Below are 13271 nucleotides of genomic sequence, written 5' to 3' on the forward strand. Positions count from 1 at the left end.
GGTGAGGAGTTTAGGGAGCGGGGCACGGTATCGAGGGCGCTGGACACGGGCGTGTCCGTGCGCTTATGCGGGACGGGTGACGCGGAGGCGGGACAGGTGACGCGGAGCGCCGGGGTCAGTCCGCGGAACGCAGGATGATGGTCTCGGTCGGCGGTGCCGGGTCCTGCATCCGGCCGATGTAGCCGATGACCTCGAGCAGCGCGCGCCGGACCTCGGCGGGGCTCTCCAGATGGGGGGTGTGGCCCACGCCGTCGAGCAGGAGTTCCCGGACGCTCCCTCCTCGCGCGGCGTACGCGTCGAGCACGTCGCGCGTCTGCGACACCATCGGCTGCGCCGGGGCGATCTCCTCCCCGGGCCATCCCGGCAGGATCTCCAACGCGCCGAGGTGGTTCGGGTCGAAGAACGACGTGTCCGACACGATCGCGTCGACGCTGCCGTGCACCCAGAGCACCGGGGGGCGAGGATCGAGGTCGACGATCGCCGAGACGTCGAAGTACTTCGGCGCGAGCGCATTCAGCACACCGGTCGTGCCGGGGGCGTAGCCGGGCCAGTTCTCGCTCGGGATGCTGTCCCCGGGGTAGTTCCCGGCCGCCGTGGAGGTGGTGAGCATCGCGGACACCCAGCGGTCCTCGTGCTCGCTCGTGTACGCAGACGAGACGTAGGAGGCGCGGAAGACGTTCCGCGGGGACGCCTGCGCGTCCGCGGAGGTGTCCCCGTCGTTCAGCCGGTGGACGAAGTCCGCATTGGCCGCGCCCGCACCGCATCCGGCGTCATCGTGCGTCAGGCGGCTGCCGTCGCGGCGCGTGCCGCCGAATCCATACGGCGAGATGGGGGCCTGGAGGGTGAGGGAGAGTACGGGGTGATCGAGCGCGTACTGCATGACCACGGCCCCGCCCAGGGACCATCCGACCAGGTGCGCCGCCGGGATCCCGAGGGCTTCGAGGGTCGCGTGCAGGTCATCGCTGAAGTCCCGGACACCGCGGGTGGCGTCCACCGGCAGGCTCTCCGTGCCGCCGAAGCCGCGCAGGTCCACCGCGATCACGCGCAGGTCGCTCGGGAGGTCCTGCATGAACTCCTCCCAGAAGGCCGCCGAGGCGACCTCCCCGTGGACCAGCACGACGGTCTGCTCCTGCGGGGTGGCCGGGTCGTCGCCCTCGCGTTCGAGGATGTTGACGCTCAGGCGCGGCGTCTCCACAAGACGGGCCGTGAGGCCGTCGAGCAGGTCGGTCGTGGGTACGGTCATGTCGGATCCTCCTGAGACGGGCTCCAGCGCCCTGGCGTCTCCGATGATAGACCGCGGGGTGCGGCGGCGTCCGGGCATAGGTTGGAGGGATGAGCTCACTCCCCTCGATCGCGATCCTCGGTGCCGGCTCCATGGGCGGCGCCATCCTGCACGGTGTCGTGTCCTCCGCCCGGGCGTCCACGGTCACGGTGACCAACCGCACGAGGGAGAAGGCCGCCGCGCTCGAGGGGCTCGCCGGCGTCACCAGCATCGCGCTGGCCGACGACGCCGACGGCAACGCCCGCGCGGCGGCATCCGCCGAGGTCGTCCTGATCGGGGTGAAGCCCGCGATGGTCCCGGATCTGCTCACCGAGATCGCGCCGCACCTGCGTGCCGGCGCGATCGTGGTCAGCCTCGCCGCCGGCGTGACGATCTCCACGTTCGAGCGCATCCTCGGTCCCGAAGCCGTCGTGCTGCGCTCGATGCCCAACACGCCCGCGATCGTGGGCAAGGCCGTCACCGGGATCTCACCCGGCACGAACGCCACGGCGGCTGACGTCGCCCGGGTGCGCGAGGTCTTCGAGACGGTGGGCACGGTGCTCGAGGTACCCGAGGACCGGATCGATGCGCTGTCGACGATCTCCGGGTCCGGTCCTGCCTACGTCTTCCTGCTCATCGAGGAGCTGACGAAGGCCGCGATCGGCAAGGGCTTCGACGAGTCCGACGCCCGGACGATGGCCGAGCAGACGTTCATCGGTGCCGCCGCCCTGCTCGAGGCATCCGGTGAGGATCCCGCCGAGCTCCGCCGCCGGGTCACGAGCCCCAAGGGGACGACCGAGCGGGCGATCGCCGTCCTGCAGGCCGCGGACCTCGACGTCGTGTTCGCCGAGGCGACGGATGCCGCCCTGGCCAGGGCGAAGGAGCTCGCCGCGGGCTCTTGAGCGCGCCGCGCCGGGGCTGGTGCGGGCCGGCCCCGGTGGGCGGGTGCTCAGCGATCCAGCGAGGCGAAGCGTTCGATGTCGCTGTTGGTGCCCGACACGATGATCAGATCGTGGTTGGTGACGACGGTGTTCGCTTCGGCGTAGCGGAAGGGCTTCCCCGGGCTCTTCACGCCCACCACGGTCACGCGGTACTTCGTCCGGACGCCCGACTCGTTCAGACCGACGCCGCGGATGAATCGCGGCGGGTACATCTTCGCCAGGGCGAAGTCGTCGTCGAACCGGATGAAGTCCAGCATCCGTCCGCTGACCAGGTGCGCGACGCGCTCGCCGGCCTCGCGCTCGGGGTAGATGACGTGGTTGGCGCCCACGCGCGCCAGGATCTTGCCGTGCGACTGCGTGACGGCCTTCGCCCAGATCTGCGGGACCTTGAGGTCGACGAGGTTGGCCGTGATCAGCACGGAGGCCTCGATCGAGGAGCCCACCGCGACGACGGCCACCTGGAAGTCCTGGGCGCCGATCTGCTTCAGAGCTTCCAGGTTGCGGGCGTCGGCCTGCACCGTGTGGGTGACCCGTTCCGACCACTTCTGCACCAGGTCGAGGCTCTCGTCGATCGCGAGCACCTCGCGGTCGAGCCTGTCGAGCTCACCGGCGCATGCGGCACCGAACCGGCCGAGGCCGATGACCAGGACGGGTGCGTCGCTGCGGACTTTCTCAACCAACGATCGGCCTTTCGACGGGCATCGAGTACAACTGCGAACGCGACGATGCGGCCACGGCGGCGGCCAGGGTCACTGTACCAACGCGACCCATGAACATGGTGGCCGCCAGCACATAGACGGCAGAGTCCGGGAGCTCCTGGGTCAGGCCGGTGGACAAGCCGACGGTCGCGAATCCGGAGACGACCTCGAACAGGATCTGGTCCACCGGCGCCTTGGTGATCTGGGCGATCGTGATGGTCGAGACGGCGACGATCGTCGAACCCCAGGCCACGACCGAGAGCGCGACCCGCTGCACGTCGCTGGGGATGCGGCGGCCGAACACCTGCACCGCCGGCCGCCCCTTGGCCTCCGACCACACCGCGAGGGCGAGCACGGCGAGGGTCGTCACCTTGATGCCGCCGGCGGTGGAGGCGGAACCGCCGCCGACGAACATGAGCATGGATCCGGCCAGGAGTGAGGACCCGTGCAGATCCCCGATCTCGACGACGGAGAACCCGCCCGAACGGGTCATCGCGGACAGGAAGAGTGACTGGAATGTGGTGTCCCAGGCATCCAGGCTGCCGAACGTCAGAGGGTTGTCGTACTCGAGGATGACGAACACGATCGCACCCGCGAAGAACAGGATGACGGTGGTGATCAGCGTCAGCTTGGTGTGCAGCGACCAGCGGCGGACGTGCCACTGGTGGCGCCAGAGGGTGAAGATGACCGGGAAGCCGATCGAACCGAGGAAGACCCCGGCCATCAGTACCGTCATGAAAACGTAGTCGTGCGCGAAGGGCGCGAGGCCGTCGGCGTTGGGGACGAAACCGGTGTTGGTGAACGCCATGGCCGCGAAGTACGGCGCCTCCCAGAGGGCGGTCAGCGGGTCGACACCGCCCAGCAGCAGGGACGGGTACAGCAGGACCGCGAGACCGGCCTCGATGACGAGGGTGGAGAGTGCGACCGTGCGCAGCAGTTGGGCGACTTCCCCCAGCCGGATGGTCTGGCCTTCGTTGACCGGTCCGCCGTGGGCGCGCAGCGGATTGCTGTCTCCGGCCGCGAGCAGTTTGGCGCGGAGGCCGAGCCGCTTCGAGATGGCCATGCCGAGGATGGAGGCGAGGGTCAGGACGCCCAGGGCGCCCACGTTGACACCGATGTAGATGATCACCTGGCCCAGCGGGGACCAGTGCTCGCCCATGTTGACGGTGGAGAGCCCCGTCACGCAGATCGTGGAGACGGCCGTGAACAGGGCATCCGCGAGAGGCGTGTGGCGACCGTCGGCGGCCGCCGCCGGGAGCGACAGCAGCGCCGTGAACAGCAGGATCAACGAGGAGAACACGAGCACCGCGAAGCGGGCAGGGGAGGAGGTCGCGAAGGTGCGCCCGGCATCCCGGACGCGTTCGACCGTCGCCGCCCATCTCTGCCGCGCGGGGGACGCCGCGCGGTTCGACGTCATCCGGGGCCCCTTTCACATGCGCTCGAAGTCATAGACCCGAATCCGTGTCATGGTACTCCGCTGCGAGCCCGACTAACCTAAGGCTCATGGCGGACATCTTCGGCGTGATCGCGGACGCGACCCGACGCGACATCCTGCGTCTGTTGTTGGATCGTTCGGCATCCGGAGAACAGGGCACCAGCGTCTCGCACATCGTGCATGAACTCGGCGTCAGCCAGCCGACGGTGTCCAAGCACCTCAAGGTGCTCCGCGACTCGGAACTGGTCTCCGTGCGCGAGGAGGGCCAGCATCGCTACTACTCGCTCTCCCCGGCTCCGCTGGACGAGGTGGACGAGTGGCTCATCCCGTTCCTCGAGGACGAATCGGATGCGCATGCCGCATTCGTCTCGACGCTCCCCGAACCCGCCGCGCACGCGGCGGAAGTCGTCGGCCGGGCGGCCGCCTCGGTCGGGCGCGCCATGACCGCGGCGTTCGGGAAGATCCCGGGCCGCTGACCGCCCGGTGTGCCGGCACCCACACCCGCCTCCTCCGTCACGGCTGTTTACAGGGGCCCGTCGCGGGTTCTAGAGTTGCGGCAGTCCCAACCGCTCGGAGGATGCACATGGCCGATCTGTCCGACGTGCGCTTTCTCACCGTCGCCGAGGTGGCGCAGCTCATGCGCGTATCGAACATGACGGTGTACCGGCTCGTCCACGCGGGCGAACTGCCGGCCGTGCGGTTCGGGCGGAGCTACCGGGTGCCGGAGTCGGCTGTGACAGCACTCGTGCAGCGGCCGGCGGCCGACGTCGGCTAGACTGATCCGAGGCATTTTTTCGATGCCTCGTTCCCGGGCGTAGGCGACCCTGTGCCCAGACCGCTGATCTGTGAGGTTTTCCGTGGGTTCTGTCATCAAGAAGCGCCGCAAGCGCATGGCGAAGAAGAAGCACCGCAAGCTGCTTCGTAAGACTCGCCACCAGCGCCGCAACAAGAAGTAGCGGCATCGAACACCGAGCGCCTGTCCCTGTGGACGGGCGCTTCGTGTTCATGGGCGCCGTTCTCGGCGAGGACGCCGCGGTAAAGTTACCGACGTGTTGTCGGTAAGCTGGCCGGTATGGAGATCCTGAAGAACGTCGTCCTCGCTCTGCACATCCTCGGCGTCGTCGCCCTGCTCGGTGGCGTGCTGTACCAGATCGCCCCGATCCGCACGCGCACCGCACGGATCCTGCCGGGCATGATGCACGGCGCCTGGACCATGCTCGTGACCGGCATCGCCCTGGTCGGTCTCCAGTACCCGCTGGGCAACGATGTCAACAACGTCAAGATCACGGTGAAGCTTGCGGTGCTGATCGCGATCATCGTCATCGCGCTCGTGAACCGGAAGCGCGAGGCCGTGGCGACCTGGGTGCTGCCCGCGATCGGAGCACTGACGGTCGTGAACGTCCTGCTCGCCACCGTCTGGCGCTGAGCGCCCGCTCGCCTGCGAAAGCGGCGTGCCCTCCTCCGGGAGAGCGCGCCGCTTTTGCGGTTAGCCTGGACGCATGAAGTCGATCAGCGTCCAGCAGTTGCACGAGCGCGACGGAGTGCCCCTCATCGATGTGCGCGAGCCCGACGAGTTCGCCGCAGGTCACGTCCCCGGCGCGGTCAACCTCCCCATGTCGAGCATCGGCGACCGGCTCGACGAGCTGCCGGATGGTGCGTTCGACGTGATCTGCCAGGCCGGCGGGCGCTCCGGCCGTGTGGTCGAGGCATTGGAGGCGCGCGGCTACGACGCGACGAACGTCGATGGCGGCACGGGCGAGTGGATCGCGTCCGGCTACCTCGTGGAGCGCTGACCCCGCCCCCCTCGCAGCGCTCTAGGATGAGAATGTGACCACGATCACGCTCATCGGCAAGGACGGCTGTCACCTCTGCGACGTCGCGCGAGGTGTGGTCGAGCATGTACTCGCAGAGATGCCGGAGGACGCGGCGGACCGCGTGGAAGTGGTGGAGAAGTCCATCCTCGAGGACGACGCCCTCTACGCCGAATGGTGGGAGAAGATCCCGGTGGTCCTCATCGACGACCGCGTGCATGCGCACTGGCGCGTCGCGCCGGAACGGCTCCGCGAGGCCGTCATGGCGGCAGCCGGCGTGAAGGGGGTCGCCCGGTGACACTCCGGCACATCGTCGCCTGGAAGCTCGCGACGGATGACGCGGCGGAGCGCGCCGAGCAGGCCCAGCGCATCGCCGATGACCTGAATGCCCTGCGTGACGTGGTGCCCGCGATCATCGACATCAACGTCGGGCCGGACGTGCTCGGCGGTGGCAACTGGGACGTCGCCCTCGTGGCCGACTTCGCCGATGCCGATGCACTCGACGCCTACCAGAACCACCCCGCCCACCAAGCGGTCGTGGGGTACGTGCGTTCCGTGGTCGCCGACCGGGTCGCGGTCGACTACGAGCTCTGAGCGTCCCCGCATCCGGATCCACGACCATCGGCACGCGATCCAGACGGCGATCAGGAGGCGAACCGGACCCAGGGATCGAGCATGGTCCTCCTCGGTGTGGTGTCCCACACTAAGGCCTCGGTGCGGACGGCGGAGGCGGCTCGACACCCCCGTCGCGGGCCGGAATACTCTGCGCGCGCAGGGCGGGGCGGAGGCGGTCGGAGGTCGCGCCGGAACGTAACACGGTGCGCACTGCCGCGTCATGGGGTCGAAACAGGGCGGCCATAGCGTGTGAATCGATCGATTCACACGCACCCCTCCCACCCGGTCCGGGGGTCCGGTGCTCGGCGCACGGCGCCCACCCGAGAGAAGAACGACATGACATCCACTGAAACCGCCCCTCCGGCCCTGGGCGGAGCCGTCCGCGACCTCGCCCTCCTGCCGAAGGGCCACCTGCATCTGCACCTCGAGGCGGCGATGCGGCCGGGCACCCTGACGGAGATGTGCGCGGCGCTCGGGCTCGAACCGCCCCGCACGAGCGGGTTCAGCGGCTTCACCGAGTTCGGCGAGTGCTACCAGGCGCTCCTGGCCGTCCTCCAGGTGCCGGCGAACCTCGCGCGACTGTTCGACGAGGTGTTCGAGGATCAGGCAGCGGACGGGGTCGTCTACGTCGAACTCGGGATCACCCCCACGTTCTACGCCGACGTGTACGGCGGGGCGGCCGCCGCGCTCGAGCAGCTCATCGCCTACGCCGACGCCGCTTCCCGCGCGCACGGTGTCGCGTACGGGCTGATGTCGACCGTGGACCGCACCGAGAGCGTCGAGGAGTCCATCGAGGTGGCCACGCTCGCCGCGGCGTATGCGGGCAGGGGCGTCGTGTCCCTGGGACTCGCGAACGACGAGCGTGGCTACCCGTGCCGGGACTTCGTCGACGCGTTCGCCATCGCGAAGGCCGCGGGTCTGCAGTCCGCGCCGCACGCGGGGGAGCTGGTGGGGCCGGAGTCCGTGCGGGAGGCCCTCGACCTCCTCGGCGCGGACCGTGTCCTCCACGGTGTGCGGGCGATCGAGGACGACACCCTCGTGGCGGAGCTCGCCGCCCGCGGAATCCCGCTCGACGTGTGCCCCACCTCGAACGTCCTCCTAGATGTCGTCGAGGTGCTGGAGCAGCATCCGCTTCCCACCCTCCTCGCCGCGGGGGTGCGATGCTCCATCAACGCCGACGACCCCATCCTGTTCGGCCCGAACATCCTCGCCGAGTACCAGGTGTGCCGCGACGTCCTCGGACTCACGGACGAGCAGCTCGCCGCCTGCGCCTGGACCTCGATCGAGACGACCCTCGCGTCGGATGCGGTGAAGAGCGCGGCGAAGCACCGCATCGACTCCTGGCTGTCCTGAGCGCGGCGCCGGCGCGGCGTGGCGGAGAATAGTCGGGCGCGCCGTCGTCCGTCGAGGACGCGGGCACAGGCCGACAGGGGAGCAGGATGGTCGATTCCGGCACGCAGCAGGCGCAGCATCATCGTGAACTCGCCGAGCGACGGGCGACCTCGAGCCCGGAACGGGAGCGCCTGCTGGATCTCGTCGTCGACCTCATCCTGCGCGACGGGGCGATCGACCTGAGTCTCAGCGCCCTCGCGCGCGGGGTGGGCTCGAACAACCGGATGATGCTCTACTACTTCGGTTCGAAGGCGCAGGTGCTCTACGAGGCATCCGTCCTCGCCCTCGAGCGGTTCCCGCGGCTCGTGACCCTGTTCGAGCGGATCGCCGCGCCGGGGCCGCTACTCGATCGGCTCGATCAGGCCTGGGAGGACCTCGCTGCGGAGGAGAACCGTCCCTACCTCGAGCTCTTCTTCCAGCGCTTCGGCATGGCCATGCGCGATCGGGAGGAGTGGCGGACCCACATCGATCGGTCCACCCGGTTCTGGGCGGAGGACCTGGCGGCGATCCTCGCGGCGGAGGGGCTGGAAGCGAATGATGCGCGCGTGGCCGCGACGCAGATCGTCGCCACGTGGCGCGGCCTCCAGTTCGCTCTGCTGGCGGGGGCGGACCCGGGACTCCTGCGCGCCGCGTATCGCGCCGGCATCCGCGGGCTGCTCGCGTATTTCCCGTCGGTGCTCGCTCCGTAACCGAACGTCTCGGCGTCGTGACGCCACGGAAACACGGCCTCCGTAGTGTGTGAACCGTTCAGTTCAGAAAACACGCGGAGGTCGCACATGCCGTCACCCTGGAAGATCGGGATGTTCCAATCCATGGGACTCATGGGGGCGTGGCGGCTCCCGGAGAACACCTCGACGAGCTTCCTCGACGTCGACCACTGGGTCAGGATGGCGCGGAGCCTCGAGGCGGCCGGGGTCGACTTTCTCTTCTTCGCCGACGACTACGGCTACCCCGTCGTCGATGACGCCATCCCCGATGCGGCCCTGCGGACGGCCGCGCAGTTCCCGAAGGGCGATCCGATGGCGGTGCTGCCGGCGCTCGCGACGGTCACGGAGAAGCTCGGTCTCGTCGTGACCCTCTCGACGACGGTGGAGAAGCCCCCGATGGTGGCGCGCAAGATGGCGACGCTGGACCACATCACCCGCGGCCGGATCGGGTGGAACATCGTCACCGGAGCCGGGCAGAACGCGTCGGCGAGGCTCTTCGGCATCCCGCTCATCGAGCATGACAAGCGGTACGAGATCGCCGCGGATCACGTCGACCTCTCGCTCAAGCTCTGGGAGGGATGCTGGGACGAGGGCGGGCTCGTCGTGGACCGCGAGCGCCCGATGTTCGCCGATCCGGAGCGGGTGCGGGAGATCGAGCACCACGGACCGCACTTCGACGCCAAGGGCGTCCTCACGATCCCCCCGGGGCCCCAGCGCACCCCCACGCTCTTCCAGGCGGGCACCTCAGCGCCCGGACGCGACCTCGCCGCCCGATACGCGGAGGCGGTCTTCCTCGCGGCCGAGCCCGAGGCGATGGCGGAGCAGATCGCCGACATCCGACGTCGGGCGGAGGCGTACGGGCGGGATCCGCGCTCGATCAAGTGCCTGGTCGCCGGTACCTTCTACGTCGCGGAGACGGAGGAGGAGGCGCTGCGCATCCGGGCGAGGCAGTCGTCCACCCGGTCGCTCGAGGAGGCCGCGGCCCTCTACGCCTTCTACACCGGACTGGACCTGTCCGGCATGGATCCCGAGAAGCCGCTGGATCCGGAGGCGGGCCTCACCCAGACCGGGCGCACGAACGTGGAGCGGTTCCTCGGCCCGAGCGCCCCGACGGTGCGGGAGATCCTCGAGGAGTTCCAGCGCAACAGCGTGATGGGGGAGCCGTACATCGGTACGCCCGAGCAGGTGGTGGACGAGGCGGCCGCGGTCATCGAGCGGATCGATGCGGACGGGTTCCTCGTCCAGCCCGACCACACCGGGACCTTCGAGAGCTTCACCGCACTCGTGATGCCCGAGATGCGCCGGCGCGGGCTGGTCGCCCCGATCGAGCAGCCGGCGATGACGCTCCGGGAACGTCTCGGGGGCGGGGGCCCCCACCTCGCGCCCGAGCACCCCGGGGCCGCCTACCGTTCGGTGCCCGCCGCCCTCTGAGCGGTTCCCGCCCGCTCGGGCCGCCGCATCCGCCCCGCCCCGCCCGCGCTGCGTGCGTCGCCGCATCCGCCCGTTCGTGGTGCGGCACAACGGCACGGATCGTGGGCGACACCCGGGGTTCGGGGGTCCCGGGTCGGGGTGTCGGGCGGCTTCTCCGCCGTTGTGCGGCGGGCTGTGCGGCGGGCGCTGCGGGCGGGTGCTGCGGGGCGCCGGGGCAGGGGGGGCACGGGGCAGACGAAAGGGCCGGGAGGATGCTGCATCCTCCCGGCCCTTCGGTCGCGGCTACGGCGCGAGGCGCGTCGGCCCGCGGAACAGGTAGGTGACCTCGCGGATGGAGGACTCGCCCAGCATCAGCATCAGCACACGGGCGAGGCCCATGCCGAACCCGCCGTGCGGCGGGGCGCCGAACCGGAAGAAGTCGAAGTAGAAGTCGAGGTGCTCGGGGTCGAGACCCTTCTCCTTGGCCTGCTCGATGAGCACGTCGACGCGGTGCTCGCGCTGGGCGCCGGTGGTGATCTCGACTCCCTTGAAGAGCAGGTCGTAGCTCTTCGTCAGACCGGTCTCCTCATCGCGCATGTGGTAGAACGCGCGGATCTCGGGGTGGTAGTCCGTGATGAACACGAACTGGTGGCCGTAGGTCTCCTGCACGTGCGCGGCGATCTGGCGCTCGCCCTCCGGGTCGAGGTCCCCGTCGGTGCGGGGGATCTCGTATCCCCGGGAGGCCACGATATCGCGGGCCTCCGCGAGCGGGATGCGGGGGAACGGGATGCTGGGCACCTGGACCTCGAGCCCGAAGAGCTCCTCGATCTCGGCGCCGTGCTTGTCCTTGACCGCCTGGAAGGCGAACTGGATGAGCTCCTCCTGCATCCGGGCGACGTCCTCGTGGGAATCGATCCAGCTGATCTCCGCGTCGATCGAGGTGAACTCGGTCGCGTGCCGGCTGGTGAAGGACGGGTCGGCACGGAACGCGGGGGCGATCTCGAAGATCTTGCCGAAGCCGGCGACCTGCGCCATCTGCTTGAAGAACTGCGGGCTCTGCGCGAGGTAGGCGGTCTGGTCACCGAAGTACTCGAGCGAGAACAGCTCGGCGTTGGACTCCGAGGGCGAGGCCATCAGCTTGGGCGAGTGCACCTCGATGTAGTCGCGCTCGATCCAGTACGTGCGCATGGCGTGCTCGAGGGTGGTCTGCACGCGGAAGATCAGGTTGTTGCGGCGCTGACGCAGGTCCAGGAAGCGCCAGTCCATCCGCTTGTCGACGCTCGAGTCGGCGGCGATGGGCGTCTCCGGGTTGGCCGCGGCGGCGATGTCCAGGGAGTGGATCTTGATCTCCACACCGCCGAGCTTGACCCGCTCGTCGTGCTTCAGCTCGCCCGTCACGGTCAGGAAGGTTCCGGTCGCGAGAGCCGAGATGGTCTCGGTCAGGGCGAGCGCGGCTTTGGCGGCATCGTCCGCATCCTCGCCGATCTCCCGCGTCGCCGGGTTCACCAGCTGCACGGCACCGGTCTCGTCCCGGAGGATGACGAACTGCACCTTCTTCTGGTCCCGGACGGTCTCGACCCACCCGGACACCGTGACGGTGCCCGCGGGAAGGGTCTTCAGCTGCTCTACCAGTGCTCGTTCGCTCACGAGGGATCAGTCTACGTGCGCGAGGCGCGGACGCCGCGGCCCCTACGATGACGAGGTGAACGGATCGGTCCCGGACGAGAACGCGGGTGTGTACACGATGCCCCCCGAGGCGTACCGCGTCGGCACCCATCCGCCCACGTCCCCGCGCGATCCGGTGCCGGCACCCGCCACGCGGATGCCGCAGGCCGCCCGGAGGCGCAAGGCCTGGGATGTCGCTCTGAGCTCGGTGCTGCTCGTGCTCCTCGCCGCCGCGGCGACGCTCGGATCCGCCGCAGCCGTCTTCCTCGCGCTCGCGGGTGCATCCTGCGGGCGGGGCGGCCGAGTCTGCGAGGGCGCCGAGCGCGACGCCGGGGTCTGGACGGCGTTGACGACCCCCTGGATGGTGCTCGTGCTGTGCCTGGCGGCCACCGTCGCGCTGCTGGTCGCCCGTCGTCGTGGGTACTGGGTGCCGCTCCTCGGTCTTCTCGTGGCGGCCGTGCTCTGGGGGACAGGCGCCGTGCTGGTGTGGGCCGCGATCTGAGGTCCGCTCCCAGGGGCGGTTAACCTTCGCTCGGTAGCGTCGCGGAAACGCCGCCCCGTCGGGGTGCGCGATCACCGAGCCCTCAAGGACACCCGATGACCGCCGCCGCCGTCCCCGTGCACACGTCCGAGGGGTCCTGGCTGACCTCCCTGATGGAGACCATCGTCACGCTCATGGAGGTGATCGGCCCCATCGGCGCCGGCATCGCCATCGCGCTGGAGAACCTCTTCCCGCCGCTGCCGAGCGAGGCCATCCTGCCCATGGCGGGTCTCGCCGCCAGCCGGGGCTCGTTCACGCTGACCGAGGCGCTGCTGTGGACCACCCTCGGATCGGTGGTCGGCGCGTTCATGCTGTACGGCATCGGGGCATGGCTGGGGGTGGACCGGCTGCGGCGCATCGCGGCCCGGGTGCCGCTGCTGCATCCCGAGGACATCGACCGCACCGTCGCCTGGTTCGTGCGGCACGGGGGGAAGGCCGTGTTCTTCGGCCGGATGATCCCGTTGTTCCGCAGCCTGATCTCGATCCCCGCCGGGATCACCCGCATGCCGCTGTGGAAGTTCGGGCTGCTCACCGCGGCGGGCAGCCTCATCTGGAACACGATCTTCGTCCTCGCCGGGTTCCTGCTCGGCGAGGCCTGGCCCGTCGTCGAGCGGTACGCAGAGGCGTTCCAGCTGCTCGTGATCGTCGCCGTGGCCGGCGCACTCGCCTGGTTCCTCACGGTGCGCATCCGCGGAATCCTCCGCGACCGCCGTCGTGCTGCGGAGGGCCCCGCGCTGAACAGCCTTCACGGCCCGCGTTCAGGCAATCCGGAGAACCCTCCCACGTAGACTTGCC

General features: G+C 69.6%; 17 protein-coding genes. 13 read left to right on the forward strand and 4 right to left on the reverse strand.

Annotation, left to right across the window (positions count from 1 at the left end; translation table 11 throughout):
- Positions 1-115: 115 nt before the first annotated feature.
- Positions 116-1243, reverse strand: coding sequence for an alpha/beta fold hydrolase (locus tag F6J84_RS02725; RefSeq protein WP_150971167.1), 1128 nt, complete (start codon positions 1241-1243; stop codon positions 116-118).
- An 89-nt stretch (positions 1244-1332) separates the two neighbouring features.
- On the opposite strand from F6J84_RS02725, the gene proC reads away from it, so the two are divergent.
- Positions 1333-2163 (forward strand): pyrroline-5-carboxylate reductase, encoded by an 831-nt coding sequence (proC, locus tag F6J84_RS02730; RefSeq protein ID WP_150971170.1) that lies wholly within the window; start codon positions 1333-1335, stop codon positions 2161-2163.
- A 47-nt stretch (positions 2164-2210) separates the two neighbouring features.
- On the opposite strand, the gene F6J84_RS02735 is transcribed toward proC, so the two are convergent.
- Positions 2211-2882: a potassium channel family protein gene (locus tag F6J84_RS02735; RefSeq protein ID WP_150971173.1), complete on the reverse strand. Its 672-nt coding sequence runs from the start codon at positions 2880-2882 to the stop codon at positions 2211-2213.
- Positions 2875-4317 carry a TrkH family potassium uptake protein gene (locus F6J84_RS02740; protein WP_150971175.1) on the reverse strand — a complete coding sequence of 481 codons (1443 nt, stop codon included), beginning with the start codon at positions 4315-4317 and terminating at the stop codon, positions 2875-2877. Before F6J84_RS02740 ends, F6J84_RS02735 begins: the two co-directional genes overlap by 8 nt.
- Before the next feature lie 86 nt (positions 4318-4403).
- Between F6J84_RS02740 and F6J84_RS02745 the strand changes: the two genes are divergently transcribed.
- From F6J84_RS02745 to F6J84_RS02790, 10 genes are all read left to right on the forward strand, one after another.
- Complete coding sequence (locus F6J84_RS02745; RefSeq protein WP_150971177.1) at positions 4404-4811, forward strand: ArsR/SmtB family transcription factor; 408 nt, start codon at positions 4404-4406, stop codon at positions 4809-4811.
- Positions 4812-4918: 107 nt separating this feature from the next.
- Positions 4919-5110 (forward strand): helix-turn-helix domain-containing protein, encoded by a 192-nt coding sequence (locus tag F6J84_RS02750; RefSeq protein ID WP_150971179.1) that lies wholly within the window; start codon positions 4919-4921, stop codon positions 5108-5110.
- A gap of 82 nt (positions 5111-5192) precedes the next feature.
- On the forward strand, positions 5193-5291 hold the full coding sequence (locus F6J84_RS02755) for a 30S ribosomal protein bS22 (protein WP_003792170.1): 99 nt from the start codon (positions 5193-5195) through the stop codon (positions 5289-5291).
- A 116-nt stretch (positions 5292-5407) separates the two neighbouring features.
- Positions 5408-5761 (forward strand): hypothetical protein, encoded by a 354-nt coding sequence (locus F6J84_RS02760; protein ID WP_150893121.1) that lies wholly within the window; start codon positions 5408-5410, stop codon positions 5759-5761.
- Positions 5762-5834: 73 nt separating this feature from the next.
- Positions 5835-6128: a rhodanese-like domain-containing protein gene (locus tag F6J84_RS02765; RefSeq protein WP_150971182.1), complete on the forward strand. Its 294-nt coding sequence runs from the start codon at positions 5835-5837 to the stop codon at positions 6126-6128.
- Positions 6129-6162: 34 nt separating this feature from the next.
- Entirely contained in the window at positions 6163-6444 is a 282-nt protein-coding gene (locus F6J84_RS02770) for a glutaredoxin family protein (RefSeq protein WP_150893119.1), read from the forward strand.
- Positions 6441-6740, forward strand: a complete 300-nt coding sequence (locus F6J84_RS02775; RefSeq protein WP_150971184.1) for a Dabb family protein — start codon at positions 6441-6443, stop codon at positions 6738-6740. The genes F6J84_RS02770 and F6J84_RS02775 overlap by 4 nt, the downstream gene beginning before the upstream one ends.
- A gap of 357 nt (positions 6741-7097) precedes the next feature.
- Positions 7098-8114 carry an adenosine deaminase gene (gene add / locus F6J84_RS02780; RefSeq protein WP_150971186.1) on the forward strand — a complete coding sequence of 339 codons (1017 nt, stop codon included), beginning with the start codon at positions 7098-7100 and terminating at the stop codon, positions 8112-8114.
- A gap of 86 nt (positions 8115-8200) precedes the next feature.
- On the forward strand, positions 8201-8842 hold the full coding sequence (locus tag F6J84_RS02785) for a TetR/AcrR family transcriptional regulator (RefSeq protein ID WP_150971188.1): 642 nt from the start codon (positions 8201-8203) through the stop codon (positions 8840-8842).
- A gap of 87 nt (positions 8843-8929) precedes the next feature.
- Positions 8930-10291, forward strand: coding sequence for an NtaA/DmoA family FMN-dependent monooxygenase (locus F6J84_RS02790; protein ID WP_150971190.1), 1362 nt, complete (start codon positions 8930-8932; stop codon positions 10289-10291).
- 282 nt (positions 10292-10573) lie between these two features.
- Here the strand turns inward: F6J84_RS02790 and aspS are convergent, their stop codons facing one another.
- Positions 10574-11917: an aspartate--tRNA(Asn) ligase gene (aspS, locus tag F6J84_RS02795; protein WP_150971192.1), complete on the reverse strand. Its 1344-nt coding sequence runs from the start codon at positions 11915-11917 to the stop codon at positions 10574-10576.
- A gap of 55 nt (positions 11918-11972) precedes the next feature.
- Here aspS and F6J84_RS02800 point away from each other — a divergent pair, with 55 nt between their 5' ends.
- Complete coding sequence (locus tag F6J84_RS02800; RefSeq protein ID WP_150971195.1) at positions 11973-12437, forward strand: hypothetical protein; 465 nt, start codon at positions 11973-11975, stop codon at positions 12435-12437.
- 95 nt (positions 12438-12532) lie between these two features.
- The gene (locus F6J84_RS02805) at positions 12533-13264 is read left to right on the forward strand and encodes a DedA family protein (RefSeq protein ID WP_150971196.1); all 732 of its coding nucleotides are present in this window, start codon (positions 12533-12535) and stop codon (positions 13262-13264) included.
- Positions 13265-13271 lie beyond the last annotated feature (7 nt).

The organism is Microbacterium caowuchunii (assembly GCF_008727755.1).
In the GTDB taxonomy this organism is placed as follows: Bacteria; Actinomycetota; Actinomycetes; order Actinomycetales; family Microbacteriaceae; genus Microbacterium; species Microbacterium caowuchunii.